The 25,786-nt window shown below is 71.2% G+C and carries 26 protein-coding genes and 1 riboswitch; of the genes, 8 read left to right on the plus strand and 18 right to left on the minus strand.

Annotated features, from left to right (window positions below):
• The first annotated feature begins 4 nt into the window (after positions 1–4).
• From ACFYZB_RS27100 to ACFYZB_RS27120, 5 genes are all read left to right on the plus strand, one after another.
• Entirely contained in the window at positions 5–1,369 is a 1,365-nt protein-coding gene (locus ACFYZB_RS27100; protein WP_388763195.1) for an aspartate aminotransferase family protein, read from the plus strand.
• 197 nt (positions 1,370–1,566) lie between these two features.
• Positions 1,567–2,313, plus strand: coding sequence for an ABC transporter ATP-binding protein (locus ACFYZB_RS27105; protein ID WP_388763197.1), 747 nt, complete (start codon positions 1,567–1,569; stop codon positions 2,311–2,313).
• A complete protein-coding gene (locus tag ACFYZB_RS27110) occupies positions 2,295–3,761 on the plus strand; it encodes a hypothetical protein (protein WP_388763199.1) in 1,467 nt (488 codons plus the stop codon). The genes ACFYZB_RS27105 and ACFYZB_RS27110 overlap by 19 nt, the downstream gene beginning before the upstream one ends.
• A gap of 99 nt (positions 3,762–3,860) precedes the next feature.
• Entirely contained in the window at positions 3,861–4,268 is a 408-nt protein-coding gene (locus ACFYZB_RS27115) for a VOC family protein (protein WP_351210840.1), read from the plus strand.
• 201 nt (positions 4,269–4,469) lie between these two features.
• Positions 4,470–5,150: an LAETG motif-containing sortase-dependent surface protein gene (locus ACFYZB_RS27120; protein ID WP_388763201.1), complete on the plus strand. Its 681-nt coding sequence runs from the start codon at positions 4,470–4,472 to the stop codon at positions 5,148–5,150.
• Between the two features lie 64 nt (positions 5,151–5,214).
• Here the strand turns inward: ACFYZB_RS27120 and ACFYZB_RS27125 are convergent, their stop codons facing one another.
• The 5 genes from ACFYZB_RS27125 to rlmN all read right to left on the minus strand — a co-directional run bounded on the left by ACFYZB_RS27125 (position 5,215) and on the right by rlmN (position 11,151).
• Entirely contained in the window at positions 5,215–6,012 is a 798-nt protein-coding gene (locus ACFYZB_RS27125; RefSeq protein WP_388763203.1) for a maleylpyruvate isomerase family mycothiol-dependent enzyme, read from the minus strand.
• Between the two features lie 25 nt (positions 6,013–6,037).
• Positions 6,038–7,057 carry an ABC transporter ATP-binding protein gene (locus ACFYZB_RS27130; RefSeq protein WP_388763205.1) on the minus strand — a complete coding sequence of 340 codons (1,020 nt, stop codon included), beginning with the start codon at positions 7,055–7,057 and terminating at the stop codon, positions 6,038–6,040.
• Between the two features lie 49 nt (positions 7,058–7,106).
• Positions 7,107–8,708, minus strand: a complete 1,602-nt coding sequence (locus tag ACFYZB_RS27135; protein ID WP_388763206.1) for an ABC transporter permease — start codon at positions 8,706–8,708, stop codon at positions 7,107–7,109.
• 44 nt (positions 8,709–8,752) lie between these two features.
• A complete protein-coding gene (locus ACFYZB_RS27140; RefSeq protein ID WP_388763208.1) occupies positions 8,753–9,829 on the minus strand; it encodes a thiamine ABC transporter substrate binding subunit in 1,077 nt (358 codons plus the stop codon).
• 81 nt (positions 9,830–9,910) lie between these two features.
• A riboswitch (TPP riboswitch) is annotated at positions 9,911–10,019 on the minus strand.
• Positions 10,020–10,044: 25 nt separating this feature from the next.
• Entirely contained in the window at positions 10,045–11,151 is a 1,107-nt protein-coding gene (gene rlmN / locus ACFYZB_RS27145) for a 23S rRNA (adenine(2503)-C(2))-methyltransferase RlmN (protein WP_388763210.1), read from the minus strand.
• Between the two features lie 376 nt (positions 11,152–11,527).
• On the opposite strand from rlmN, the gene ACFYZB_RS27150 reads away from it, so the two are divergent.
• Positions 11,528–11,701 carry a hypothetical protein gene (locus tag ACFYZB_RS27150; RefSeq protein WP_199840890.1) on the plus strand — a complete coding sequence of 58 codons (174 nt, stop codon included), beginning with the start codon at positions 11,528–11,530 and terminating at the stop codon, positions 11,699–11,701.
• A gap of 298 nt (positions 11,702–11,999) precedes the next feature.
• On the opposite strand, the gene ACFYZB_RS27155 is transcribed toward ACFYZB_RS27150, so the two are convergent.
• Both ACFYZB_RS27155 and ACFYZB_RS27160 read right to left on the minus strand, forming a co-directional pair.
• Complete coding sequence (locus ACFYZB_RS27155; RefSeq protein ID WP_388763212.1) at positions 12,000–12,206, minus strand: hypothetical protein; 207 nt, start codon at positions 12,204–12,206, stop codon at positions 12,000–12,002.
• A gap of 139 nt (positions 12,207–12,345) precedes the next feature.
• A complete protein-coding gene (locus ACFYZB_RS27160; RefSeq protein ID WP_388763214.1) occupies positions 12,346–13,569 on the minus strand; it encodes a PP2C family protein-serine/threonine phosphatase in 1,224 nt (407 codons plus the stop codon).
• Between the two features lie 189 nt (positions 13,570–13,758).
• Here ACFYZB_RS27160 and ACFYZB_RS27165 point away from each other — a divergent pair, with 189 nt between their 5' ends.
• Complete coding sequence (locus tag ACFYZB_RS27165) at positions 13,759–14,409, plus strand: YceI family protein (protein ID WP_388763216.1); 651 nt, start codon at positions 13,759–13,761, stop codon at positions 14,407–14,409.
• A 26-nt stretch (positions 14,410–14,435) separates the two neighbouring features.
• Here ACFYZB_RS27165 and ACFYZB_RS27170 read toward each other — a convergent pair whose 3' ends face one another.
• From ACFYZB_RS27170 to rpsB, 6 genes are all read right to left on the minus strand, one after another.
• Entirely contained in the window at positions 14,436–14,882 is a 447-nt protein-coding gene (locus tag ACFYZB_RS27170; protein ID WP_388763217.1) for an SRPBCC family protein, read from the minus strand.
• Positions 14,883–15,010: 128 nt separating this feature from the next.
• Positions 15,011–16,174 carry a phosphatidate cytidylyltransferase gene (locus ACFYZB_RS27175; protein ID WP_388763219.1) on the minus strand — a complete coding sequence of 388 codons (1,164 nt, stop codon included), beginning with the start codon at positions 16,172–16,174 and terminating at the stop codon, positions 15,011–15,013.
• The gene (gene frr / locus ACFYZB_RS27180; protein WP_055706853.1) at positions 16,174–16,731 is read right to left on the minus strand and encodes a ribosome recycling factor; all 558 of its coding nucleotides are present in this window, start codon (positions 16,729–16,731) and stop codon (positions 16,174–16,176) included. Before frr ends, ACFYZB_RS27175 begins: the two co-directional genes overlap by 1 nt.
• Before the next feature lie 176 nt (positions 16,732–16,907).
• Positions 16,908–17,666 carry a UMP kinase gene (pyrH, locus tag ACFYZB_RS27185; protein WP_166002526.1) on the minus strand — a complete coding sequence of 253 codons (759 nt, stop codon included), beginning with the start codon at positions 17,664–17,666 and terminating at the stop codon, positions 16,908–16,910.
• Between the two features lie 204 nt (positions 17,667–17,870).
• Complete coding sequence (gene tsf, locus ACFYZB_RS27190; protein WP_388763221.1) at positions 17,871–18,707, minus strand: translation elongation factor Ts; 837 nt, start codon at positions 18,705–18,707, stop codon at positions 17,871–17,873.
• Positions 18,708–18,882: 175 nt separating this feature from the next.
• Positions 18,883–19,746 carry a 30S ribosomal protein S2 gene (gene rpsB, locus ACFYZB_RS27195; protein WP_388763222.1) on the minus strand — a complete coding sequence of 288 codons (864 nt, stop codon included), beginning with the start codon at positions 19,744–19,746 and terminating at the stop codon, positions 18,883–18,885.
• Positions 19,747–20,019: 273 nt separating this feature from the next.
• Between rpsB and ACFYZB_RS27200 the strand changes: the two genes are divergently transcribed.
• Positions 20,020–20,607 carry a murein hydrolase activator EnvC family protein gene (locus tag ACFYZB_RS27200; RefSeq protein WP_388763224.1) on the plus strand — a complete coding sequence of 196 codons (588 nt, stop codon included), beginning with the start codon at positions 20,020–20,022 and terminating at the stop codon, positions 20,605–20,607.
• 124 nt (positions 20,608–20,731) lie between these two features.
• On the opposite strand, the gene ACFYZB_RS27205 is transcribed toward ACFYZB_RS27200, so the two are convergent.
• The 5 genes from ACFYZB_RS27205 to ACFYZB_RS27225 all read right to left on the minus strand — a co-directional run bounded on the left by ACFYZB_RS27205 (position 20,732) and on the right by ACFYZB_RS27225 (position 25,721).
• Positions 20,732–21,289, minus strand: coding sequence for a TetR/AcrR family transcriptional regulator (locus ACFYZB_RS27205; protein WP_388763313.1), 558 nt, complete (start codon positions 21,287–21,289; stop codon positions 20,732–20,734).
• A gap of 85 nt (positions 21,290–21,374) precedes the next feature.
• A complete protein-coding gene (gene whiG, locus ACFYZB_RS27210; RefSeq protein ID WP_351210878.1) occupies positions 21,375–22,217 on the minus strand; it encodes an RNA polymerase sigma factor WhiG in 843 nt (280 codons plus the stop codon).
• Positions 22,218–22,539: 322 nt separating this feature from the next.
• The gene (gene dprA, locus ACFYZB_RS27215; RefSeq protein WP_388763225.1) at positions 22,540–23,703 is read right to left on the minus strand and encodes a DNA-processing protein DprA; all 1,164 of its coding nucleotides are present in this window, start codon (positions 23,701–23,703) and stop codon (positions 22,540–22,542) included.
• Positions 23,700–25,325 carry a YifB family Mg chelatase-like AAA ATPase gene (locus tag ACFYZB_RS27220; RefSeq protein WP_388763227.1) on the minus strand — a complete coding sequence of 542 codons (1,626 nt, stop codon included), beginning with the start codon at positions 25,323–25,325 and terminating at the stop codon, positions 23,700–23,702. The genes dprA and ACFYZB_RS27220 overlap by 4 nt, the downstream gene beginning before the upstream one ends.
• Positions 25,326–25,721, minus strand: a complete 396-nt coding sequence (locus ACFYZB_RS27225) for a YraN family protein (RefSeq protein ID WP_388763229.1) — start codon at positions 25,719–25,721, stop codon at positions 25,326–25,328.
• Between the last annotated feature and the right edge of the window lie 65 nt (positions 25,722–25,786).

A 25,786-nucleotide genomic window follows, 5' to 3' on the forward strand; every position in this document is an offset into this window, starting at 1 on the left:
AACCGTGAGCACCAAGGACCTCAGCCGCACCGCGTACGACCACCTGTGGATGCACTTCACCCGCATGTCCTCGTACGAGAAGTCCCCCGTCCCGACCATCGTCCGGGGTGAGGGCACCTACATCTACGACGACAAGGGCAAGCGCTACCTCGACGGTCTCGCGGGTCTGTTCGTGGTCCAGGCCGGTCACGGCCGTACGGAACTCGCCGAGACCGCCTTCAAGCAGGCCCAGGAGCTGGCCTTCTTCCCGGTGTGGTCCTACGCCCACCCGAAGGCCGTCGAGCTGGCCGAGCGCCTCGCCGACTACGCCCCGGGCGACCTGAACAAGGTCTTCTTCACCACCGGCGGCGGCGAGGCCGTCGAGACCGCCTGGAAGCTCGCCAAGCAGTACTTCAAGCTCAAGGGCAAGCCGACCAAGTACAAGGTCATCTCCCGCGCGGTCGCCTACCACGGCACCCCGCAGGGTGCCCTGTCCATCACCGGTCTGCCCGGTCTGAAGGCCCCCTTCGAGCCGCTCGTACCGGGCGCGCACAAGGTGCCGAACACCAACATCTACCGCGCCCCGCTCTTCGGCGACGACCCCGAGGCCTTCGGCCGCTGGGCCGCCGACCAGATCGAGCAGCAGATCCTCTTCGAGGGCCCGGACACCGTCGCCGCGGTCTTCCTGGAGCCGGTGCAGAACGCCGGCGGCTGCTTCCCGCCGCCGCCCGGCTACTTCCAGCGCGTGCGCGAGATCTGCGACCAGTACGACGTCCTGCTCGTGTCGGACGAGGTCATCTGCGCCTTCGGCCGCCTCGGCACGATGTTCGCCTGCGACAAGTTCGGCTACGTCCCGGACATGATCACCTGCGCCAAGGGCATGACCTCGGGCTACTCCCCGATCGGCGCCTGCATCATCTCCGACCGTCTCGCCGAGCCGTTCTACAAGGGCGACAACACCTTCCTGCACGGCTACACCTTCGGCGGCCACCCGGTCTCCGCCGCGGTGGGTCTCGCCAACCTCGACCTGTTCGAGCGCGAGAACATCAACCAGCACGTGCTGGACAACGAGGGCGCCTTCCTGCAGACCCTGCAGAAGCTGCACGACCTGCCGATCGTCGGCGACGTCCGCGGCAACGGCTTCTTCTACGGCATCGAGCTGGTGAAGGACAAGAACACCAAGGAGTCCTTCAACGAGGAGGAGACCGAGCGCGTCCTGTACGGCTTCCTCTCCAAGGCGCTGTACGACAACGGCCTGTACTGCCGTGCCGACGACCGCGGCGACCCGGTCGTCCAGCTCGCCCCGCCGCTGATCTCCAACCAGGAGACCTTCGACGAGATCGAGCAGATCCTGCGCGCGACGCTGACGGAGGCGTGGACCAAGCTCTGAGCCTGATTCATCCGATCAGCTGATCTGCCCCGGCCCCGGCGCCGCCCGTTCGAGTGAGAACGGCGGGCCGGGGCCGCGTGCTGTCCCGGCTCCGCCCCGGCGTCTGCCTAGCGTTCCAGTGACCGATCGGCCCAGCCTTCGTTCCCCCGGACGAGGGAACAGGCACGGGAAAACGGATCAGAACGAGGTGTACGACCATGGAGGCCGAGGCCCCGCCGGACAACGACGTGCTCTGGGCACGCTCCCTGCACTTCAGGCACCCCGACGGCTCCCCCGGGCTCGCCGGGGTCTCGCTCGGTGTGCGCGAGGGCGAGATCGTCGCCGTCACCGGGCCGCGCGGCAGCGGCAAGACGACCCTGCTGCGCTGTCTGTCCGGCCTGGTGCCGGTGCTCAGCGGCGAGGTGTGGTTCAACAGTGCGCCCCTGCACACCCTGGGCCCGATGCGCCGGGAGCGGGTGCGCCGGGACCGCTTCGGCTGGATCGACCCGGAGCCGGTCCTGGTCCCCGAGCTGAGCGCCTGGGAGAACGCCGCGCTCCCCCTGATGCTGCGCGGCGCCGGCCGGCGCAGGGCCAAGGTCGCCGCGCTGGAGTGGCTGGAACGACTCGACGTCGGCGACCGGGCCCGCAACCGCCCGCACGAACTCCAGCAGGCCGAGCGCCAGCGCGTCGCCATCGCCCGGGCGCTGGCCCCGGCCCCGGAGGTCCTCTTCGCCGACGAGCCCACGGCCCCGCTGCACCGCGCCGACCGCACCCATGTGCTGCGCACGCTCACCTCGGCCGCCCGCTCGCACGGCATCACCGTGGTCCTCGCCACGCACGACCCCGACACCGCCGCCCTCGCCGACCGCGCCGTGGCCCTGCTGGACGGCCGGCGCGTCAGCACCGTGCACCTGCCGGACGCCCCCGAGACGGAAGGCCGCGCCGCGTGGTCGCTCTCCGTCTGACCCGGGCGGCCCGGCCCGCCGTCCAGCTGCGCCGCCTGCTGGTGGCGGCGGCCTCGGCGGGCAGCGGCTTCCTGCTGCTGTCCTGCTTCGGCTACGCCCTGAACCACCCCGAGGCCGCGGACGCCGCCGCGCTGCGGCTGGCCTGGTGCGCGGTGCCGCTCGCCGCCACGGTGTACTTCGCGCTCGCCGTCGCCCGCACCGACCCCGGCACCCGGCCGCGCACGGGCCTGTCCGCCGTGGGTCTCGGTCCGGCGCGCCTGATGGCGATCTCCGCGCTGACCACGGCCCTGTCCTGCACCCTGGGCTCACTGCTGGCCCTGCTGGTCTTCCTCACGCTGCGCGGTGACCTCACGGGCGTGCCCTTCGACGGCGCGGCCGCGGACTTCCTGGCGGCGGGCGAACACCTTCCCGTCCCGGCGACCCTCACCCTGCTGGGCCTGGTCCCGGCCTTCGCCTCGGCCGCGGTGGCCCTGGCCCTGCGCCCCAAGGACCCCCGCCCCGCCACCCCGCTCCTGCGCAGGTACGGCCGCTTCGGGGCGTACGGCCACTCGGTGGCACGGGAGACGTTCGGGACGTACGGCAGGTTCGGGGCACGGTCGCGGCCGGGGGCCGCAGGCCCTCGCGAACAGCACGGGCAGGCGGAAGACGGCGAGCAGCCCGGTCATCGGCCCGCGGTCGCCGACGACGGGGCGCACGCCGGCCATCAGCCCGCGGACGCACCCGACGACGGCGCGCAGCCCCAGCCCCACCCCGCGGACAGTGGTGCCGCTGGGGCGGCCCCCGCCCCGCAGCGGGCCGGCACCCCGCCGACACCGGACAGCGACACCGACCCCGAGCCCGGAACCCCGGGCACGGACTGGACCGACGGCGCCCCGAAGCCCCCCAAGGAGGCCCCCATCGGTCTCCCCTGGGGCATCGCCCTGCTGGCCACCGGCCTCGCGGCCCAGGCCTACGCCGACCGCTCGCACGCCGCCGTGCTGCTCGGCTGGCTGCTCACCGCCATCGGCCTGGTGCTGGCCTCCCCCGGCCTCACCCACCTGTGCGGCCGCCTCCTGCAGTCCACCCGACCCGGAGCCCTCCGCCTCCTGGCCGGCCGGGTCCTCATGACGGAGGCCATCCGCATCGGCCGCCCGCTGGGCGTCGTCTGTGCGGTCGCCTCCGCCGGTTACGCCAAGACCACCCTGTACGCCGGCACAGCACCGGCCTTCGGGCCCCTGACCACCCTCGGCGCGCTGCTCGTCACCGGCTGCACGGTCGCCACCCTGCTCACCGCGGCAGTGGAGACCCGCCAGTGCCGGGCCGACACGACCGCCGCGCTGCTCCGTCTCGGCGCCCCGGCCTCGATGCTGCGAGCGGCCGCGGCCCTGCGCGCGGCGGCCCTGCTGGCGCTGTTCGGCCCGCTCACCCTGGTAGTCGCCGCCCTGGCGGCCCTGCCCGTGGACCGCTGAAAAAAAGGTCTCCGGCGACCGATGAGTTCTCCCGGGGACCTGGGTCTACCCGACCGAACACGCCGATCCCGGCACGGACCACCAAGGGAGAGACCCGTCATGTACCAGCAGATGATCTTCGTGAACCTGCCCGTGAACGACCTCGACGCCTCGAAGAAGTTCTTCACGGAGCTCGGCTACACGATCAACCCGCAGTTCAGCGACGAGAAGGCCGCCTCCGTGGTGATCAGCGACACCATCGTCGCGATGCTGCTCACCAAGCCGTTCTACGCGACCTTCACCCAGAAGGAGATCGCCGACGCCACCAAGACCAGTGAGGTGCTGGTCGCGCTGAGCGCCGAGAGCCGCGAGAAGGTGGACGAACTGGTGGACAAGGCCCTCGCGTCGGGCGCCACCCCGAGCGGCGAGACCCAGGACCACGGCTTCATGTACGGCCGCGCCTTCGACGACCTCGACGGCCACACCTGGGAGGTCATCTGGATGGATCCGGCCGCGGTCCAGGGCTGACCCCGCGCAGTCCGAACGTCGCCAAACGTCACGATGGTTAATAAGAAGGCAAAGTCAACGGCCGTAGGTGGCATATGCGTTGACACTCTTACAGAGCGCTTATAGACCTGTGAGCCACTTGGGGGTGCTGGGGCGTCAGTTCATCCGTCGCCCCAACTCTCCCTCAGCCCCCCGCAGTTGTGCACTCTGTAAAGGACAAACGTGTCCATATCTCGCCGCAGCGCACGCCGTTCCGTGCGCATCCTGGGTGTTGCCGCCGCCTCTGCCGCCGTGGTGCTGGGCCTGTCCGGCTCCGCGTCCGCATGCGTAATCGGTGACTTCAAGGCCGAAGCCAAGTGCGACGCCGCAAAGGGCGTCATCGTCGTCACCGACACCGACGCCTCCGGTACCCCTGCCACCATCAGCCTGTTCCGCACGAACAACGGTGGGGTCGAGAAGCAGATCGGCCAGCAGGAGGTCAAGGGCTCCGCCCAGGGCACCTCGGTCACCTTCTCGGAGAAGTGGAAGCCGAACGCGACGTACCGCGTCCACGTCACGGCCAGCCCCTACGTCGACGAGGACATCGCGGGCGGCCTGACGACCCCGGCCGCCACCTGCACGAGCGAGAGCCCCACCCCGGCCCCGTCGGCCTCCCCGAAGCCGACGCCGTCCGCCCCGGCCCAGTCGGCGACCCCGACCCCGACGGCCTCCGCGTCCAGCTCCGCCCCGGCGGGCACGGTCGGCAACGTGCCGTCCCCGGCAGCCGGTGACTCCAACCTCGCCGAGACCGGTGCCAGCTCCAACACCGGCCTGATCGCCGGCATCGCGGGCGCGCTGGTCGTCGTCGGCGGTGGCGCGGTCTACTTCGGCATGCGGCGTCGTGGAGCGCGCGGCAACGGCTGACGCCTCACACGTACGCCACCGCGGCCCGTCCCCCTATCCCCAGGGGACGGGCCGCGGTCGTGTCTCAGCCGAAGGTGGCGTGCTTGCGCCAGAACTCCAGCACCTCACGCTCGCCGTGGACCTCGAGGCCGGGTGCGTCCAGCGGCAGCCGGTTGTAGAAGGCGAGCAGCACGGAGGTGAGCGGGCCGCGCAGGGCGACCGTGGCCTTCTCGTGCCCGCGCCGCCAGCCGAGTCCGTTCTCGCTCAGCTCGATCAGCCACTCGGCGTTCAGCTCCGGGGCGGCGTCGGTGGCGTGCAGATGGATGCTGCGGGCGGGCCCGCGCAGTTCGTTGGCCCACTCGCGCGCGCCGGAGCGCTGCACCCACTCCGCGATCTGCAGCCACTCGTCCAGCGCGTCGGCGGCGATGTCGGGCGCGACCTCGTAGGGTGCGCCGACGGTGAGCGCGGCGTCCACGCGGTGGACGGTGATCTCGTTGGCCATCCGACGGGCCCAGAACCCGCTGGTGACCATGCCCATCCAGGACCACACCTTGGCCTCGGGACCGGCCTCGCGCAGCGCCCCGACGATCATCTCGCCGGTCTCCGCGAGCCAGGCGTCGAGGGCCGCAGCGTCGCCCTCGGCCTCCGGCCCCCCGCCGAGCGGCACCTGCTCCCGTGGGAGCATCTCCTGGGCCCGGGCCCCGACCAGCGTGGCCGCCCAGCGCAGGGCGCCGCCCATGTGCCGTGCGAGCCGTTCCAGCGTCCACTCCGGACAGGTCGGCACGGTGGCCGACAGATCGGGCGCCGAGGTCACCAGGGCCCTGAACTGGTCCACCTGGCGGGCGATTTCGTCACAGTAGCGATCATGCGCGAGCAGTGTCATACCCCACACCCTAGGGCGGGAACGATCAGCCGAGCACGACCATTTCGGCCGCGTCGAACTCCACGCCCACCCCGTCACCCACCTCCGGCGCGTCCCGCAGCGCGCACGCCGCCTCCAGTCGTGGCCCGTCCGCCGGCTGGAGGTGGACGGCCACATGGGTGCCCTTGAAGGTGCGCGCGGTCACGGTGCAGGGCAGGCCGGTGTCGGCCGCCACGAGCCGTACCCCGGCGGGCCGGACCAGGAGCGTGCGCGGGCCCTGCGGGGAGCCGTCGGGGACCGGCAGCTTGCCCCAGGGGCTGTCGGCTGCCGTACCGGCCACGGTCGCCGGGACCACGTTGTCGAAGCCGAGGAAGCGGGCCACGAACGCGTCGGCGGGCCGCTGCCACACCTGAAGCGGCGTGCCGGACTGCGCGATCCGCCCGTCCCTCATCACCACCACCCGGTCGGCCAGCGCGAACGCCTCGCCCTGGTCGTGGGTCACGGCGAGCACGGTCGTGCCCAACCGGCCGAAGAGCTCCCGTAGTTCGACCACCAGGCGCTCGCGCAGCGAGCGGTCCAGCTGGCCGAGCGGCTCGTCCAGCATGAGCAGCCGGGGCCGGGGCGCGAGCGCCCGGGCGAGGGCCACGCGCTGCTGCTCGCCTCCGGACAGGGAGGCCACGGCCCGCCGTGCGGCGCCGGGCAGCCCGACCAGTTCCAGCAACTCGCCCACCCCGGCGTCCCGTTCCCCCCTCCCCACGCCCTGCATGCGCAGCCCGAACGCCACGTTCGCGCCGACGTCCCGCTGCGGGAAGAGCTGGTGGTCCTGGAACATCAGGCCCACGCCCCGCCGGTGTGCGGGCACGCCCGACTGGTCGCGGCCGCCGAGCAGCACCCGTCCGCCGGAGAGGGGCTGGAGCCCGGCGACCGCCCGCAGCAGGGTCGACTTCCCGCTGCCGCTGGGGCCCAGCACACACACCACCTCGTGCTCGGCGACGTCGAGATCGACCGCGTCGAGTACGGCCCGCCCGCCGAAGCGCACGGTCGCGGCATCCAGGCTCAGCAGCATCGGGCACCCACCCGTCCGGTCAGCGGCATCGGAACTCCCCCGTCGGCATCTAGAACTCCCCCGTCCGGTCGGTGCGCAGCCGCTCCAGGAGCAGCAGCGCGGCGGCGCACACCACCATCAGGATGGTCGAAAGGGCCATCGCCTGGCCGTAGTTGAGGTCTCCGGGGCGGCTGAGCAGCCGGGCCACGGCGACCGGAAGGGTCGGGTTGTCGGGCCGGGCGATGAACACGGTCGCCCCGAACTCGCCGAGCGAGACGGCGAAGGCGAACCCGGCCGCGACCAGCAGCGCCCGCCGCACCAGCGGCAGGTCCACCTCCCGCCACACCCGCCAGGGCGAGGCCCCGAGCACGGCGGCGGCCTCCCGGAGCCGTACGTCCACCGCGCGCAGCACGGGCAGCATGGTCCGTACGACGAAGGGGGCGCCGACCAGGGCCTGGGCGAGCGGGACGAGGATCCAGGACTGTCTGAGGTCCAGCGGCGGCTTGTCGAGGGCGATCAGGAAGCCGAAGCCGACGGTCACGGCGGAGACGCCGAGCGGCAGCATCAGCAGGGCGTCGAAACCCCGGACCAGTCGTCCGGCGTCCCGGCGGGCCAGCGCGGCGGCGGCGAGAGCTCCGATCACGACGGCGATGGCGGTGGCGGCGACGGCGTACTGCAGCGAGGTCCACACCGCGTGCACGGGCGCCACCAGGAACGTACCGCCGTCGGCGTTCGCGAGGGCCCGGTAGTAGCCGAAGCGGGGCGCGTCCAGGGAGCGGCGGACGAGGACGGCGAGGGGCAGGACGAGCAGCAGCGCGACGGTGACGAGGACCCCGGCGAGCAGGGCCCACTGCCCGGCACCGCGCGGCCGGCGCGCGGTCACCGACGGGTCCACCAGCCGCAGGGCGCTCTCCCGGCGCCGTACCGTCCAGGCGTGCACGGCGAGGATCGCGCCCACGGCGGCGAACTGGACGAGGGTGAGAACGGCGGCCGTGGAGAGGTCGAAGACCTCGGAGGTCTGCCGGTAGATCTCCACTTCGAGGGTGGAGAAGGTGGGGCCGCCGAGGATCTGGACGATGCCGAAGGAGGTGAAGGTGAACAGGAACACCATCAGCGCGGCGGCGGCCACGGCGGGCGCGAGGGCCGGGAGCGTGACCTTCCGCCAGGCGCGCAGCGGGGATGCGCCGAGCATGCGGGCGGCCTCCTCCTGGCGGGGGTCGAGCTGGGACCACAGCCCGCCCACGGTCCGTACGACGACCGCGTAGTTGAAGAAGACGTGGGCCAGCAGGATCGCCCACACCGTGGTGTCCAGCCGCACGCCCCACAGGTCGTCCAGCAGCCCGCCGTGTCCGACGAGGGCGAGGAACGCGCTGCCGGCGACGACGGTCGGCAGCACGAACGGAACGGTGACGACGGCCCGCAGCACCTGCTTGCCCGGGAAGTCGAGCCGGGCGAAGACGTACGCGGCGGGCAGGGCGAGCAGCAGGGTGAGCGCGGTGGAGGCGAGCGCCTGCCAGGTGGTGAACCACAGCACGTGCCGGATGTCCGGCTGCGTGACGACGTCCGCGATCCGCCCCAACCGCCAGGCACCGTCCACGTTCAGCCCGCGCGCGACGATCGCTGCCACGGGCCAGGCGAAGAACAGCGCGAAGAACGCGACGGGCAGGGCCATCAGCCCGAGCCGTGCCGCGCTCCCCGCGCGGTCCTTCCGAGGGACTACTTCAGTACGAGCGAGGTCCACGACTTGACCCACTGGTCACGGTTGGCGGCGATCTTGCCGGGGGCCATGGTCTCGGGGTGCTCGGCGGCCTTGCCGTACTCGGTGAACTCGGCGGGAACCTTCGCGCCCTGCACGACGGGGTAGACGAACATGTTCAGCGGCATGTCCTCCTGGAACTCCTTGGAGACCAGGAAGTCGATGAACGCCTCGGCGCCCTTGGGGTTCTTGGCGTTGCTCAGCAGCCCGGCGAACTCGATCTGCCGGAAGCAGGTGCCGTACGACACCCCCGTCGGCGCGGTGCTGGGCCGCTTCTTGGCGTAGATGACCTCGGCGGGCGGGGAGGAGGCGTACGACACGACGAGCGGTCGGTCGCCCCCGGCCTTCCTGCCCTCCGACGAACCCGAGAACTCCTGGTAGTAGGCCTGCTCCCAGCCGTCGACGACCTTGACGCCGTTGGCCTTGAGCTTCTTCCAGTAGCCCTGCCATCCGTTGTCGCCGAACTGCCCTGCGCTGCCGAGCAGGAAGCCGAGGCCCGGCGACGAGGTGGCGGCGTTCTCCGTGACGAGGAGGTTCTTGTACTCGGGCTTGGCGAGGTCGGCGAAGGTCTGCGGCGGGGTCAGCTTGTGCTTGCTGAAGTACGCCTTGTCGTAGTTGACGCAGATGTCGCCGTAGTCGATCGGTGTGACCCGGTGCCTGTCCTGGTCGAGCTGGTAGGCGGCGCCGGTCCTGTCGAGGCCCTTGGCCGTGTACGGCTGGAAGAGGCCGTTGTCGATGGCGCGGGAGAGCAGGGTGTTGTCGACGCCGAAGAAGACGTCGCCCTGCGGGTTGTCCTTGGTCAGGATCGCCTTGTTGACGGCCTGCCCGGCGTCGCCGTCCTTGAGGACGTGGACCTTGTACCCGGTCTTCTTCTCGAAGTCGGCGAGCACGTTCTTGGACACGGCCCACGAGTCGTGGCTGACGAGCGTGACGTCCTTGGAGTCCGCGGACGACGTGGTGCCGCCGCCGGAACCGCACGCGGACAGCGTGATCAGGCCGAGCCCGACCGCCACGGCCACGAAGGTCTTGTTCTGCACTGGATGTCCTCCTGGGGTTGGCCAGGAAGAGACGCGGCCCTGACCGGGCTCCGCTGGGGAGACCCGGGCAGGGCGCAACAGCTTGAGTGATGACCGAACTCCCTACCCAGAATGACCTGGGCGAGGTTCAGAGGGTCTGCGGCCCTGTCCGCCGCACTCTCAGCGCTGTGGCGCTCCCCTGTCGGAATATGAAGATGTGATGGACGGTGGCCAGATTACCGCTCGGTGGCCGCCAGCTGACCACAGGCCCCGTCGATCTCCTGGCCACGGGTGTCCCGGACGGTGACGGGCACCCCATGGGCGGCGATGGCCTCGACGAAGGCCTTCTCGTCCTCCGGCCGGGAGGCGGTCCACTTGCTGCCCGGGGTCGGGTTCAGCGGAATGAGATTGACGTGCACGGGCTTGCCCTTGAGCAGCCGCCCGAGCCGGTCACCTCGCCAGGCCTGGTCGTTGATGTCCCGGATGAGCGCGTACTCGATGGACAGCCGGCGTCCGCTCTTCTCGACGTACTCGAACCCCGCGTCCAGCACCTCGCGCACCTTCCAGCGCGTGTTCACGGGGACGAGGGTGTCGCGCAGTTCGTCGTCGGGGGCGTGCAGGGAGATCGCGAGCCGGCACTTGAAGCCCTCGTCGGCGAACCGGTGGATGGCCGGCACGAGCCCGACGGTGGACACGGTGATCCCGCGCTGGGACAGCCCGAGCCCGTCCGGGGCGGGATCGGTGAGCGCCCGGATGGCCCCCACGACCCGCTTGTAGTTGGCGAGCGGCTCGCCCATGCCCATGAAGACGATGTTCGAGAGCCGGGCAGGCCCTCCGGGCACTTCTCCGTCCCTCAGCGCCCGCATCCCGTCCACGATCTGGTGGACGATCTCGGCGGTGGACAGATTCCGGTCGAGCCCGGCCTGCCCGGTGGCACAGAAGGGACAGTTCATCCCACACCCGGCCTGCGAGCTGATGCACATGGTGACCCGGTCCGGGTACCGCATCAGCACGGACTCGACCAGGGTCCCGTCGAACAGCCGCCACAGCGTCTTACGGGTCGTCCCCTGGTCGGTCGACAGATGCCGGACGACGGTCATCAGCTCCGGGAACAGCGCTTCCTGCAGTCTTCCGCGCGACCCGGCGGGAATGTCGGTCCACTGCTCCGGGTCGTGCGCGTACCGCGCGAAGTAGTGCTGCGAGAGCTGCTTGGCACGGAACGGCTTCTCGCCGATCTCGGCCACCGCGTCCTTGCGCTCCGCGGGCGTGAGGTCGGCAAGATGCCGCGGCGGCTTCTGAGCTCCGCGCGGCGCGACGAAAGTGAGTTCTCCGGGCTTAGGCATGGCTGTACCAGTGTCGCAGATCCACTTGGGTGACCTGCGGCTGTCACTGGCTACGACGGTCATTGGTAGGCGTCAGTGGTCGCCACTGAGCGGCGTCGGACGGCCCAGAGACGGCCCGGCCGACGGCGCTGCACGTCCCCGGCCGAGCTGCCACCGTCATCGTCCCGATCTCCTCACGCCAAGCAGACCGCCCATGGCGCTACGTGCCGCCGCCACGAAGGCATCGAGGCGATCATCCAGGTGGGAGCGGATCCGGAACGCCTCCGCGTCGGGCCCGTGGGGACCTCGGCCGCGCCTTGCCAACGCGGCCCACAAGGGTGGCTTCACCCTTTGCCTCAAGGGGCACACGGCCAGTGAGACCCACGGAGGTACCGAGATGAGCGCCGGAGAACGGGCCAAGGCAAAGGCCGAACAGATCGTCGGAAAGACCGTGCGGACGGCGGCCCACGCGATGCACAAGGAAACCCTCGCGGCGAAAGGCGCCGCTCTCGAAGCACGAGGCAAGATGCGGGGCACGAAGGAACAGACCAAGGGCTCCTTCAAGCGCTGAGCGCGCTGCTGCGGGCTTGAACCCGCCCCAGGAACGGCTGAAGGCCCAGGAAGAGGGAAACAACCTCTTGCTGGGCCTTCAGCGTCCAGAGCGGGCGGCAGGAATCGAACCCGCATGTTGACGCCGCAGACGGTGCCGTCGGCGGCGGCGCCGACGTCCCCCTTGAGTTCGCCGGGAATCTTCACCCAGGGGTTGGCGTCGGCGTTCGAGGGAAGCCGTTCAGCCGCCCTGGGCGGCCCGAAGAACGGGAGGAGGGCTCGGCCCGGCCGGCCGAGCCGCTCCTCGTCCGGTGCGCCGCTCAGAGGCAGGGCACGTTGGCGTAGCCCGGGTAGAAATAGCGTCCGGCCGGACCGGCGCTGTGGACGCAGCGGTCGAAGCCGGGACTCTGGGACTTCGGGCTCTCGGCGGCGGCGGTCGCGGTCGGAGCGGCCAAGAGGGTCACCCCGAGGATCATTGCCGCCACCGCCGATTTCTTGCCCGGCACACGCCTCCGGAACATCTTCATTGCCGCCCTCCTTCGGGCCGAGACGGGAGCGCCGCGCGGTTCACAGGGCGACGGTTCGGCGCTCACTGGTTCCGCACATCGTCATATGCCGCAGGCAAGGCGTCAACACCCTAAACCGGGTCATCTGCACCTGAAACGGCTACAAGCGGATGACGACCAGGGCGATGTCGTCACTGGCTCCGCCCGCGACGCCGAGCCGGGCCAGCAGCGCGTCGGCCAGTTCGTCAGGGGCAAGGGCGGTGTCCAGAGCCAGGGCTTCGGTCAGGCGGGTCACACCGGCGTAGATGTCCGCGTCACGGCGCTCGATGAGCCCGTCGGTGTAGAGCACGAGCGTGTCCCCGCGGGTGTAGACCACGCTGGCCTGCGGGCGGGGAACATGGTGCGGGCGGGCGCCGAGCGGCGGATCGGTGGCCTGGTCCAGCAGCTCGCACGTCCCGTCGCCGTGGAGCAGGACGGGCGGCGGATGTCCGGCGCTGCTGTAGATGATCAGCCTGGTGCGGGGGTCGACCAGCACCTTCACCGCGGTCGCGGCCGTCGCGCCGTCGATGGAGCGGGCGTACAGGCCGAGGATCTCCAGGGCCTGGGCGGGGCTGGGGAGGGCCCGGATGGCTGCGCTCAGAGCGCTGCGGAGCATGCCCATGACGGCCGCGGCGTGCAGGCCGTGGCCGACGACGTCTCCGACCGCCACCGAGTACCGGTCGGGTGGCAGGTCGACGATGTCGTACCAGTCGCCGCACACGTTGAGCGAGGTGGTCGCGGGCAGGTACCGCACGGCGATGTTGTCGTGCCGGAGCAGGTCGGCGTCGTCGAGCATGGCTTCCTGCAGGGTGACGGCGACCTGGCGTTCGCGGGCGTGGGCCTGGCGCAGTTCCTGGTTCAGCCGGTGCAACTCGCGCGCTCTCACATAGAGTTCGGCCGCTATGCCGTTGTCGCGCTCGGTGAGCGGATGCGCCCTGCGCGAGTGGACGAAGGCGGTGACGTCGTCGGCCTGCTGGACGATCCACTCCACGGTGCCGTCCGGTCCGGGAATCGGGGTGTGGACCTCGGACCACCACCGCTCCTCGAACGTGCCCGGCCGGCCGGGGTCGGGTATGTCGTACCGCTGCAGCGTGAGGGTGTCCGGCTTCCTGGTGCGCAGGACCTCGAGCATGGACGCCTTCAGGGATTCCGCGTCTCCCGCGGGGGCGCCGGGGTTCTCCGGCAGGGCGTCGAAGAAGTACCTCCCGATCAGCTCGTCCCTGGTTCGCCCGGTGATCTGCAGATAGGCCGGGTTGACGTAGCGGATGACCAGCTCCCGGTCCAGCACCAGATACGCGATCGGTGCGGCGTCACAGAAGGCCGCGAACTCGATGTCTCGTGTCATGCGCGCTCTCCCGGTCCGCGAGCGCGGCTACCCAAATGTCATCTTACGGGCGATCCGGGATTCGGGCTCTCGTGGGCCCGTGCCGGCGCCCGAGCCCGGCGGCGCCCCTGTGAAGTTCTGCTGACGAACGGTCGGGTTTCCTGGTCGGGCCTTGTCCCACCCCTTGGGCTGACGTTAACCACATGAAGCATGAACCTTTTCGGCCGCAACTCCTTCCACCGGCGCGCGCAGCCCTCCGCCGCTCCCGTGGCGACCGCCACGCCGGTGGCCAGTGCCACCGCCGTCCTGCCCGATCCCGAGCTGGCGGGCCTCACCGGCGAGTGGCTGATCGATCCCGCGCACAGCAGGATCGGGTTCTCCGTGCGGCACGCGATGGTGACGACGGTGCGGGGCGCCTTCACCGAGTACGAGAGCCGCCTGTACTTCGACGGCCGCGACCCGGCCCGCTCCCGCGCCGACATCGTGCTGTACACGGCCAGCGTCGACACGGGTGTCGAGCAGCGCGACGCGCACCTGGTCGGCCGGCAGTTCCTGGACGCCGGGGCGCACCCGCGGATGACCTTCACGAGCACGACCGTGCAACTCGCCGGCGAGGACGTCTACCGCATGACCGGCGATCTCACGATCAAGGACACCACCCGGCCCGTCGACCTGGAGCTCACCTACATCGGCCATGTCGTAGACGCGTTCGGTGACGAGCGGGTCGGCTTCGACGGCACCACCACCATCAACCGCTCCGACTGGGGGCTGACCTACGACGCCCGGCTGGCCCAGGGCGGGGCCATGGTGAGCGAGAAGGTCCGCCTCCAGTTCGACATCGCCGCCATCCGGGCCACGTGAGGCCGCTTCGCTCGTGATCAATACACCTAGGCGGCGGCGTGCTCCAGCCGCTCCTTGAGCAGCCGCTCGTTCTCCGGCAGTTCCCTGCGGACCTGGGGACGTACGACGAGGGGGATCAGCACCCTGCCGAGGCCGTGGCCCTCGAAGTCCAGGTCCATGGTCACGCGCGTACGGCCGTCGGGGAGCGGGGTGACCTCGCCGTGCACCCGGCCCCGGACCGGGCCGTCGGTGCCCCTCATGCTCCATGCGTGCGGCGGGTCGAACTCGGTGACCCGCATGGTCATCGGGACGTCGCGGCGGCCGACCTGCCGGGTGATCCGGATCCGGGACCCGAGGCCGAAGGGGCTGTCGTCCAACTGCTCGACCGACACCGCGCTCTTCTGCCACTCCGGCAGGTGGGACGGGTCGCTGAGATACGCCCAGACCTCGCCGGGAGACCTGTCGACGTCGATCTCTTCATGGAAGGCGGACATGACACCCTCCTCCTCCGGATAGAGGACCTACGCCCCGAATCGTCCCACCCCAAGCACCACACCACCACACACCAACGGGCCCCCGCCCTGACACAGAACGGGGGCCCGAAAGCCGTACGGCACAACACTCACGCCGAACCGACGAACACCACCAGCAGAAGCCAGACCACCGGGGCCGTCGGGAGGAGGGAGTCCAAGCGGTCCATGATGCCGCCGTGGCCGGGGAGCAAGGTGCCCATGTCCTTGATGCCCAGGTCGCGTTTGATCATGGATTCGCCGAGGTCGCCCAGCGTGGCGCTGGCGGCGACGGCGAGGCCCAGCAGCAGGCCCTGCCACCAGGTGCCGTCCTTGATCAGGAACTGCATGCACAGGGCGCCGGCGACCATCGCGAACAGCACCGCGCCGAGCAGGCCCTCGCGGGTCTTGCCGGGGCTGATGCGCGGGGCCAGCTTGTGCTTGCCGAACCGCCAGCCGACCGCGTACGCGCCGGTGTCGCTGACCACCGTCAGCAGGAGGAAGGTCAGGACGCGCCAGGAGCCGTCCTGCGCCGTCAGCATCATCGCCACGAACGTCGCCAGGAAGGGTACGTAGAAGGCCGCGAAGACGCCTGCCGTGACGTCCTTGAGATAGCCCTCCGGCGACTCCGTCATGCGCCAGACCAGGGTGGCGAGGGCCGTCAACGCCATGGCCACCCACGCGCCCTCGGCGCCGCTGACGTACCCGGCGACCACCATCGCCGCACCGCCCACCGCGAGCGGCACCAACGGCGCCCTGATCTCCTTGCGCTCCCGCAGCCTGCTGGTCAGCTCCCACAGGCCGACGACGACCGCGACCGCGATCACACCAACGAAGACGGCCTTCTCGATGAACAGCGAGGCGACGATCACCACACCGAGCCCGACCCCGACGCCTATGGCCGCGCTCAGGTCACGGCCCGCGCTCTTCTTCTGCGGCGCTGGGGCCGGCTGGTGGGCGTCGGGCATGGGCTCCGGATTCTGGTTCTCGGCCGGGAGGGCGCGGGCCTGCGGGGGCTCGGGGCGGAACTCGTCCTGGAATTCCTGGACCAGGGGGCCGCCCCGCCGAACGGCCCCCGGCTCGCCACCCTGGCCGCCGCCGTACGCGGGTTCGTCGGGCACGATGGGCATGGGGCGAGTCTGCTGCGCCTCAGGCGCATCGTACGCGGGACCCGCCGGGACGGCCCCCGGGACAGGCTGGGCAGGCCCGCCCCCGGCGGGCCCCCAGTACCCGGCCTGGCCCGCCGCTGGCGGCGCCCCCCAGGAAGAGTCGCTCATCAGACTTCGAGCAGCTCCGCTTCCTTGTGCTTGAGGAGCTCGTCCACCTGCGCGACGTACTTGTGCGTGGTGTCGTCGAGCTCCTTCTCCGCGCGGCGGCCCTCGTCCTCGCCGACCTCGCCGTCCTTGACGAGCTTGTCGAGGGCCTCCTTGGCCTTGCGGCGCACGGAGCGGATGGACACGCGCGCGTCCTCGGCCTTGCCCTTGGCGACCTTGATGTAGTCGCGGCGGCGCTCCTCGGTCAGCTCGGGGAACACCACCCGGATGATGTTGCCGTCGTTGCTGGGGTTGACGCCCAGGTCGGAGTCGCGGATCGCCTGCTCGATGTTGCGCAGCGCGCTCTTGTCGAACGGGGTCACGACGGCCATGCGCGGCTCCGGCACGGAGAACGAGGCCAGCTGGTTGATCGGCGTCGGGGCGCCGTAGTAGTCGGCCACGATCTTGTTGAACATCGCCGGGTGCGCACGACCGGTGCGGATCGCGGCGAAGTCCTCCTTGGCGACCACGACGGCCTTCTCCATCTTCTCCTCGGCCTCGAGGAGGGTCTCTTCGATCACCACTTGCTCCTGCGTGTCTTGAGTAAGGCCCGGCTGCGGTTCCTGAAGCGGTCGGCGGCCGGCTGCGTCGCGTCTTCTTCCTGCACGGTTCCCAACCGGCAGGACATTGTCCATCCCCCGGCCGGGGTCCGGGGCCCCTTACGGGGCCGCGCGCCACCGGCCGGGTTGCTGCCGGGTCAGTTCCGGCTGCCCTGGTCACCCACCAGCGTGCCGATCTTCTCACCCTTGACGGCACGGGCGATATTGCCCTCCGCGAGGAGCTCGAAGACGAGGATCGGGAGCTTGTTGTCGCGGCACAGCGTGATGGCGGTGGCGTCGGCGACCTTGAGGTCGCGGGTGATGACCTCGCCGTAGCCGAGCGCGTCGAACTTGACGGCGTCCGGGTTGGTCTTGGGGTCCGAGTCGTAGACCCCGTCCACGCCGTTCTTGCCCATGAGCAGCGCCTCGGCGTCGATCTCCAGGGCGCGCTGGGCGGCGGTGGTGTCGGTGGAGAAGTACGGCATGCCCATGCCTGCGCCGAAGATGACCACGCGGCCCTTCTCCAGGTGGCGCACGGCGCGCAGCGGGATGTACGGCTCGGCGACCTGGCCCATGGTGATGGCGGTCTGCACCCGGCTGTCGATGCCCTCCTTCTCCAGGAAGTCCTGGAGGGCGAGGCAGTTCATCACGGTGCCGAGCATGCCCATGTAGTCGGAGCGGGCGCGGTCCATGCCGCGCTGCTGGAGTTCGGCGCCGCGGAAGAAGTTGCCGCCGCCGATGACGACCGCGATCTGCGCCCCGTCCCGGACGACGGCCGCGATCTCGCGGGCGATCTTGTGCACCACGTCCGGGTCCACGCCCAGGCCACCGCCACCGGAGAACGCCTCTCCGGACAGCTTCAGCAGAAACCGGCCGCGTACTTTGCCGTCGTCGCTCTTCTGGGCCTTGGTGGTCATGGGAGATCCCGCCTCTTTCACGTGTTGCACATACGAAGAAGGCCATTGCCGGTGGGGTCGCTTTTCGCTCCCATGCGCGGCAATGGCCTCCTCGTCAGATCTGCTGCCGTCCGCCCCACCCCGGGGTGTGGCGGTGTGCGCGGACGACTGCTGTCGACCCTACCGAGAATTCCCCGTGGGTCGCGCGTCGATCGCGGAACGGGCTCAGATGCCGACCTTGATGCGCGAGAAGCGCTTCAGGGTGACACCGGCCTCGTCCAGCACCTTCTGGACCGACTTCTTGTTGTCGAGCGCGTACGGCTGGCCGAGCAGCGTGGCGTCCTTGAAGAAGCCGTTGAGGCGACCCTCGACGATCTTGGCGACCGCGGCCTCGGGCTTGCCCTCGGCGCGGGTGGTCTCCTCGGCGATGCGGCGCTCGGTCTCGACGACGTCGGCCGGCACCTCGTCCTTGGAGAGGTACTTCGGCGCGAAGGCGGCGATGTGCTGGGCGACGCCCTTGGCGACCTCGGCGTTCGGCTTGTCGAGCTCGACCAGGACACCGATCTGCGGGGGCAGGTCGGGCATGGTGCGGTGCATGTAGGCGAGCACGAAGCCGTCGGAGAACTGCGCGAAGCGGTCCAGGACGATCTTCTCGCCGAGGTTGGCGTTGGCCTCGTCCACGAACGCCTGGACGGTCTTGCCGGCCTCGATCTCGGAGGCGAGCAGGGCCTCGAGGTCGGCCGGGGAGGTCGCGGCGACGTGCTCGGCGATCTTGTTGGCGACGGCCTGGAACTTCTCGCCCTTGGCGACGAAGTCGGTCTCGCACTTCAGCTCGACCAGGACACCGGAGGAGTTGTCGTCGGCGATGATGGAGACCACCGCGCCGTTCTCGGCGGAGCGGCCCTCGCGCTTGGCGACGCCCTTCTGGCCCTTGATGCGCAGCGCCTCGACGGCCTTCTCGACGTTGCCCTCGGCCTCGTCCAGCGCCTTCTTGCAGTCCATCATGCCGGCGCCGGTGAGCTCACGGAGCTTCTTGACGTCGGCGGCGGTGTAGTTCGCCATGAGTCTGTGAGTCTTTCTCGAAGTCTGGAAGATCTTCAGATCCGCACGGTTTGCGCTCCACATGTAGCCGCGGAACGCATACGTCGTACCGACCTACGGGTGAACAGCGGGGGCGGACTTGACCGCGCCGGAGGCGCTGTCGGTTGAAGTACCGCCCCCGCCGTCAACGCCTGCGTCAGGCCTGCTCGCCCTCGGCGGCCTTCTCCTCGGCCTCAGCGGCCTCGGCGGCCGGAGCCTCGGCCGGCTTCTCGGCCTCGTCGGCCTTCTTCTCGCCCTCGAGCAGGTCACGCTCCCACTCGGCGAGCGGCTCGCCCGCGGCCTTCTCGCCCTTCTCGCCGGTGGCGACGCCGGAACGGGCGATGAGGCCCTCGGCGACGGCGTCGGCGATCACACGGGTGAGCAGGGTGACGGAGCGGATCGCGTCGTCGTTGCCCGGGATCTTGTAGTCGACCTCGTCGGGGTCGCAGTTGGTGTCGAGGATCGCGACGACCGGGATGTTCAGCTTCCGGGCCTCACCGACGGCGATGTGCTCCTTCTTGGTGTCCACGATCCAGACGGCGCTCGGCACCTTCTGCATCTCGCGGATACCACCGAGGGTCTTCTCCAGCTTGGCCTTCTCGCGCGAGAGCACGAGAAGCTCCTTCTTGGTCAGACCGGACGCGGCGACGTCCTCGAAGTCGATCTGCTCGAGCTCCTTCAGGCGCTGCAGACGCTTGTAGACGGTCGAGAAGTTGGTGAGCATGCCGCCCAGCCAGCGCTGGTTGACGTAGGGCATGCCGACGCGGGTGGCCTGCTCGGCGATGGCCTCCTGCGCCTGCTTCTTGGTGCCGACGAACATGACCGTGCCGCCGTGGGCGACGGTCTCCTTGACGAACTCGTAGGCGCGGTCGATGTACGACAGCGACTGGAGCAGGTCGATGATGTAGATGCCGTTGCGCTCGGTGAAGATGAAGCGCTTCATCTTCGGGTTCCAGCGACGGGTCTGGTGACCGAAGTGGACGCCGCTCTCCAGCAGCTCCCGCATCGTGACGACGGCCATGGCCGTATCTCCTTGAGTTTCTCGGTTGTGCCGCGGGTGCCGGACGGCTCCCGCGCCTGACGCCCGCGACGCGCCTTGCCGCGAAGGACCGAGAGGCGCTGACACCGACCGGTGACCGGCCCGGTGTCGGGGCGTGCGAAGTCGACCCGGTGACCCGGATCGCCAGAAGAAGTGTACGGGACCGCCGGGGCACCGGGTGACGCCGCTGTCCACAACCGGTGGGTTGTGCACAGCCCCCGGCCATGATCGGCGGGGGTGCGGGACGGTTGTCGCATGCGAGAAGCCATGCGATATGTCCTGCTGTCGACGGGTCTGCTCCTCGGCCTGGTCCTGGCCGCCCTGGTCCCCTCCCGGTCCTGGGCGGAGGCCCCGACTCCGGCCCCCGCACCGCCCCCTGACACCCCGGTCCCGGCCGTCGCGCGCACCTGGCCGGTGGGCGTCCGGCCCCTGGTGTTACGGGGCTGGGAGCCACCGGCGACGGTGTACGGCCCCGGACACCGGGGTGTGGACCTGGCGGCCCCGGCCGGTTCCGAGGTGCGGGCGGTCGCCCCGGGCCGGGTGTCCTTCGCGGGCCGGGTGGCCGGGCGCGGGGTCGTCTCGGTCAACCTGACGGGCACGGATCTCCGCACGACGTACGAACCGGTGACCGCCTTGGTCCACAAGGGGGACGAGGTGGAGGCGGGTCAGGCGCTGGGCACGGTGGAACCGACGGCCGCCCCCCACTGCCCCACTTCGTGCCTCCACTGGGGCCTGCGCCGGGGAGAGACCTACCTGGACCCTCTCTCCCTGCTCCCACCGTGGCTGCTGCACAGGGGGCCACCGAGACTGCTCCCGGTGCTGGGGGTGCCGATTCCGGGGTAGCTGCGGGCGAGCACACCCGCGCGGCTGCGGGCGGTCGTACCGCTGGGGCGGCACGGGTGAGCGCAGCGGCGCCCCGCAAGCGCGGGCGAGCGAAACACCGCCGCCCGCCCGGCGACAGCCGGGCTCAGCCCTTCACACCCCCCAGCGCCATGGCCACCGCCGCATCCGTCACCACCGCAGGATCCTCGGCCGCACCGAGCTCGATGCGCCGCACCGCCGCATCCACGACCCCCTGCAGCAACATCGCCGCCAGCCGGGGCTGCTCGTGCCCCATCTCCCCGAGCGCCTCGGCGATCATCGCGACGAGCCCGCCGTGCGCCGCCCGGATCTTCTCCCGCGCCCCGGCGTCCAGCTCGCTCGCGGAGATGGCGACGACCGCCCGATGCCGCCGGTCCCCGACCAGCGCCAGCTGCTGCCGCACATAGGCCTCGACCTTGCCCTCGGCGGACCCGGCCCGCTCCATCGCGGCCGCCACCTCCGCCGCCCACACCGGGAAGTCGACCTCGCACAGCTCCTCGACCACCGCGGCCCGCGACCGGAAGTACTCGTACACGGACGACCGCGCCAGCCCGGTCCGCTCGGCCAGCGCGGGAAACGTCAGCGCTTCCGTCCCGCCCTCGGACAGCAACGACCGGGCCGCGTCCAGCAGGGCGGCTCGCTGCATCGACCGGTGCTCGGCCACGGAGGCCGCTCGAATCCTTGGCACGTCAACCACTTTACGGACGCCCCCGGCCGAACGGGAGCCACTCGGCCCCGCGCCGCCGGCCTCAGCGCCCGAAGCTCGCCAGCTTGGCCCGCAGCTGCAGCACCGACTTGGTGTGGATCTGGCTGACCCGGCTCTCGGTGACCCCGAGGACGTTGCCGATCTCGGCGAGGGTGAGGCCCTCGTAGTAGTACAGCGTGACCACGGTCTTCTCCCGCTCGGGCAGCGTGTTGATCGCCCGCGCCAGGAAGCGGCGCAGTTCCCGGTCCTCGGCGACCTCCACGGGGTTGTCCGCGGCGGTGTCCTCCAGGGTGTCCATGAGGCTGAGCCTGTCCCCGCCCTCACTGCCGACGTGCAGCAGCTCCTCCAGCGCGACCACGTTGGCCAGCGACAACTGGCTGAACACGGCGTGGAGTTCATCGACCTCCATGTCCAGCTCGGCGGCGACCTCGGCCTCGCTCGGGGTGCGCCGCAGCCGCGCCTCCAGGGTGGCGTAGGCCCGTTCCACGTTCCGCGCCTTCTGCCGCACCGACCGCGGGATCCAGTCCAGCGCCCTCAGCTCGTCGATCATGGCGCCCCGGATCCGGGTGATCGCGTACGTCTCGAACTTGATCTCCCGGTCGATGTCGAACTTCTCGATCGCGTCGATCAGCCCGAAGACGCCGGAGGAGACGAAGTCCGCCTGCTCGACGTTGGGCGGCAGGCCGACGCTCACCCGGCCCGCGACGTATTTCACGAGTGGCGAGTAGTGCAGGATCAGCTGCTCCCGCAGCCGGTCGTCCCCCGTCGCCTTGTACGACCGCCACAGCTCGTCGAGCGTCGAGGGAGCGGGCGGCCGCACGCTGCCACCGTCGCGGGCGGCTGGGGGGATCGCCGCCCGGTCGGACCCGGAGGTGTGCTGGGGCATTCGTCGCCTTGTGCCGTTCTGCCGTGAAGTGCCGTGAAGTGCTGTGAAGTGAGACGGGGTGGGATTCGGTGGGGGGAAGTGGGCTGCCTGGGTGAGCTGTCGGTCTGGTGTCGAGTTGGCGCATTCTGTGCGGGCGTCTTCGTGAGCGTAGCGTGACTGAGGTGTCGCGGTGTGCGAACAGTGCGGCTCCACCCGTGCGCGGGGCGCTCCCGCCGGTCTCGTGCGCGGGTTTCGCAGCTCGCTCTGCGTGACCGGCCCGAGCGTCAACTCCGGGAAACCTCAAGGGCGTCGGCGGTTCCCCCGGACGGCCGAACACGCTCGGTCAGCACCGACCGTGACCGGTACGGACCGACATCACCGCCTGGCGTGTCAACTTCCAGCCGTCGCCATGTCGTTCGACGTACCCAAGTGCTCGGAGTTCGTACAGTCTCGCGATCGCCTCGTCCCGGGTGGTCGGTGTGCCGAGCGCGATCTCCTCGACGCCGGCCGCCCGGTTGCCGGGCAGGGCGGCGAGGACGGCCCGGGCGGCGGGTTCCAGCAGGTCACGCGGGAGCACGGGGCCCTTGCGGGGTGGGGCCAGTTCGCCCATGTCACCCACGAGTTCGACGACTTCCGCGGCGTCGGTGACCAGGGTGGCCTCCGCGCGCAGCAGTTCGTGCACGCCGGCGGAGAGTGCGCTGGTGACCGGGCCGGGCACGCCCATGGTGAACCGCCCCAGGCGCCCTGCCGCCCGCGCGGTGGCCAGCGAGCCGCTGCGGCAGGCGGCCTCCACGACGACGGTGCCCCTGGTCAGCGCGGCGATGACGCGGTTGCGGAGGATGAACCGGCTGGGGGTCGGATGGTCGCCCGGGGGCAACTCGCCCACCACCAGTCCCTGTTCCGCGATCCGGTTGATCAGGGCGGCGTGACCGCGCGGGTAGGGCCGGTCGACGCCGCAGGCCAGGACGGCGACGGTGGCTCCGCGGGCGGCCAGGGCGCCTCGGTGGGCGGCGCCGTCGATGCCGTACGCGCCACCCGAGACCACCACCCAGCCCCGCTCGGCGAGGCCTCCGGCGAGGGTGGCGGCGACGTGGGTGCCGTACTCGGTGCAGGCCCGCGCCCCCACCACGGCCACGGACCGGAGCGCCCACATCCGCAGACTGGGCCGCCCGCGCACCCACAGTCCGAGCGGCCGGGCATCCCCGAGATCATCGAGCTGCCCGGGCCACTCGGCGTCCCCGGGGGCCACGAACCGCGCCCCGGCCTCTGCGGCCACCGCCAGATCCCGCTCCGGCACGGCCCGCCGGGCCCGCGCGACCAGCCCGGCCCACCGCGCCTCGCTCACCCCCGGCAAGGCGGCCGGCACCCCCTCCCGCAGCCGCCGCACCACCTCCCCCACCCCGAGCTCCCGCACCCACCGCCCACCGGCCTCGTCCCCCGGCTCGACCACCCGACAGAGAAGGACCCGCCCGAGCAACTCCTCTCCGGGGTCCTCGCTCGTGGTCATGTCAGGGCCCCGATGGCCATCGGCACCCCTCGCGGTACTCCGGTGCGCAGCTGCAGGGCGAGGGCGACGTCGGTGGCGTCCGGGCGGTCGTGTCCGACGAGGTCGGCGACCGTCCAGGCGACGCGCAGGACCCGGTCGATGCCCCGGGCGGTGAGCACACCCCGCTCGAGGTTGCGCTCGGCCTCGTCCATCGCGCCGGCGACGGGGTGGTGGCGGCTGCGCAGCTCCCGGCCGGGGACTTCGCTGTTGGTGCGCCAGGGGCTCCCGGCCAGGCGGGCCGCCGTGCGCTCACGGGCCTGCCGTACCCGCTCGGCCACGGTCGCCGTGGACTCGCCCCGGGCGCCGGGTTCGGTGAGCTGGGTCCGGGTGACCGGATCGACCTCTACGCGCAGGTCCACGCGGTCCAGCAGCGGGCCGGAGAGCCGGGACTGGTAGCGGCGGATCGCCGACGGCGGGCACTCGCACAGGGAGTCGCGTTGCGAGAAGCGTCCACAGGGGCAGGGATTGGCCGCCAGCACCATGAGGAAGCGGGCCGGGAACCGGACGACGCCGGCGCTGCGCGCGATCACGACGTGGCCCGACTCCAGCGGCTGCCGCAGGGCGTCCAGGGTCTGGCTGTGGAACTCGGGCGCCTCGTCCAGGAACAGCACGCCGCGATGGGCGAGGGAGACCGCCCCCGGTCGTGCGATCCCGGGGCCTCCGCCGACGAGCGACTGCATCGTGGCCGAGTGGTGCGGGGCGCAGTAGGGAGCCACGTCGATGAGCGGCTTGCCCGGCGGCAGCAGCCCGGCCACCGAGTGCACCGCCGTGACCTCCAGCGACTCCTCCCTGGTGAGCCGGGGCAGGACGGCGGGCAGCCGCTCGGCGAGCATCGTCTTGCCCGCGCCGGGCGGGCCCTCGAGGAACAGGTGGTGCCCACCGGCGGCGGCCACCTCCACGGCCGTACGGGCCGAGGTCTGGCCCACGACGTCCGCCAGGTCGTGATCGTGTTCGTGCTGCGCGGACCCGACACTGTGCATACCGGTGGCCGCGCCCGTGCCCGGCACGCGCAGACCGGCCAGGAGGGGGTCGGGGCGGCCCTGCTCGTCCGGTTCCTCCTGGGGGACGGGCTCCTCGGTGAGGACCGCGACGAGCTGCCGCAGGCTGCGCACGCCGAGCACGGAGACGCCGGGGACCAGCGAGGCCTCGGCGGCGGCGCACTCGGGCACGACCACTTGCTCGTAGCCGGCGTCGGCCGCGGCGAGGACGGACGGCAGAATGCCGCGGACCGGCCGGACCCGGCCGTCCAGCCCCAGCTCCCCGATCATGACGATGTCCGCGAGGACACGCGGATCGATCCGCTCGGCGGCGCCGAGCACCGCGCAGGCGACGGCCAGGTCGAAGCCGGAACCGGCTTTGGGGACCGACGCCGGGCTGAGGCCGACGGTGAGCTTCTTCTGCGGCCACTCGCCACCCGAGTTCACCACCGCAGCCCGGACCCGGTCCCTGCTCTCCGTGAGGCTCTTGTCCGGGAGGCCGACCAGGGTGAAGGCGGCGACGCCGGGTTCCAGGTCGGCCTGGACCTCTACGACCACTCCCTCGACGCCGACCAGGGCCACGGAGCAGGTGCGCGCGAATCCCATTCAGGCCACCCCCCGGGCGTGCTCGACGGACGGGGCGCCGCGGTGGGGCAGCAGGACGCCGATCAGGTCGATGCGCACGCCGCCCGGCGGGGCTCCTCCGTGGGCCTCGATCCAGCGTTCCGCCAGACCGCGCAGGCGATCGGCCTTCGCCGGTGTGATCGCGGCCATCGGATGCTGGAAGGTCCCGCCCCTGCGCGTCTTCACCTCGCACACGACCAGGGCGTCTCCGTCCCTGGCCACGATGTCGATCTCGCCGGACCTGCCGGAACGCCAGTTGCGCTCCAGGACCGTCATCCCGGCCTCGGCCAGCCGCCGGGCGGCCAGGTCCTCGCCGTACTTGCCGAGTCCGTTGCGTGCCCTGTTCATGTCGGCACCACCTCCGGCGCCAACCGTCACGCATCCCGCCCCAAGTTGTTGATCTTGGTGGACAACTCGGCGGTTGTGGAAAACTCCGTCACCCG

The organism is Streptomyces sp. NPDC001852 (genome assembly GCF_042891825.1).
Classification (GTDB): domain Bacteria; phylum Actinomycetota; class Actinomycetes; order Streptomycetales; family Streptomycetaceae; genus Streptomyces.

Excerpts from the sequence above, each read along its gene's own strand:
- ACFYZB_RS27105 (WP_388763197.1), top strand. The coding sequence starts at position 1,567 with ATGGAGGCCGAGGCCCCGCCGGACAACGACGTGCTCTGGGCACGCTCC.
- ACFYZB_RS27115 (WP_351210840.1), top strand. The coding sequence starts at position 3,861 with ATGTACCAGCAGATGATCTTCGTGAACCTGCCCGTGAACGACCTCGAC.
- ACFYZB_RS27125 (WP_388763203.1), bottom strand. The coding sequence starts at position 6,012 with ATGACACTGCTCGCGCATGATCGCTACTGTGACGAAATCGCCCGCCAG.
- ACFYZB_RS27130 (WP_388763205.1), bottom strand. The coding sequence starts at position 7,057 with ATGCTGCTGAGCCTGGATGCCGCGACCGTGCGCTTCGGCGGGCGGGCC.
- ACFYZB_RS27135 (WP_388763206.1), bottom strand. The coding sequence starts at position 8,708 with ATGGCCCTGCCCGTCGCGTTCTTCGCGCTGTTCTTCGCCTGGCCCGTG.
- rlmN (WP_388763210.1), bottom strand. The coding sequence starts at position 11,151 with ATGCCTAAGCCCGGAGAACTCACTTTCGTCGCGCCGCGCGGAGCTCAG.
- ACFYZB_RS27150 (WP_199840890.1), top strand. The coding sequence starts at position 11,528 with ATGAGCGCCGGAGAACGGGCCAAGGCAAAGGCCGAACAGATCGTCGGA.
- ACFYZB_RS27155 (WP_388763212.1), bottom strand. The coding sequence starts at position 12,206 with ATGAAGATGTTCCGGAGGCGTGTGCCGGGCAAGAAATCGGCGGTGGCG.
- ACFYZB_RS27160 (WP_388763214.1), bottom strand. The coding sequence starts at position 13,569 with ATGACACGAGACATCGAGTTCGCGGCCTTCTGTGACGCCGCACCGATC.
- ACFYZB_RS27165 (WP_388763216.1), top strand. The coding sequence starts at position 13,759 with ATGAACCTTTTCGGCCGCAACTCCTTCCACCGGCGCGCGCAGCCCTCC.
- ACFYZB_RS27170 (WP_388763217.1), bottom strand. The coding sequence starts at position 14,882 with ATGTCCGCCTTCCATGAAGAGATCGACGTCGACAGGTCTCCCGGCGAG.
- ACFYZB_RS27175 (WP_388763219.1), bottom strand. The coding sequence starts at position 16,174 with ATGAGCGACTCTTCCTGGGGGGCGCCGCCAGCGGCGGGCCAGGCCGGG.
- pyrH (WP_166002526.1), bottom strand. The coding sequence starts at position 17,666 with ATGACCACCAAGGCCCAGAAGAGCGACGACGGCAAAGTACGCGGCCGG.
- tsf (WP_388763221.1), bottom strand. The coding sequence starts at position 18,707 with ATGGCGAACTACACCGCCGCCGACGTCAAGAAGCTCCGTGAGCTCACC.
- rpsB (WP_388763222.1), bottom strand. The coding sequence starts at position 19,746 with ATGGCCGTCGTCACGATGCGGGAGCTGCTGGAGAGCGGCGTCCACTTC.
- ACFYZB_RS27200 (WP_388763224.1), top strand. The coding sequence starts at position 20,020 with ATGCGAGAAGCCATGCGATATGTCCTGCTGTCGACGGGTCTGCTCCTC.
- whiG (WP_351210878.1), bottom strand. The coding sequence starts at position 22,217 with ATGCCCCAGCACACCTCCGGGTCCGACCGGGCGGCGATCCCCCCAGCC.
- dprA (WP_388763225.1), bottom strand. The coding sequence starts at position 23,703 with ATGACCACGAGCGAGGACCCCGGAGAGGAGTTGCTCGGGCGGGTCCTT.
- ACFYZB_RS27220 (WP_388763227.1), bottom strand. The coding sequence starts at position 25,325 with ATGGGATTCGCGCGCACCTGCTCCGTGGCCCTGGTCGGCGTCGAGGGA.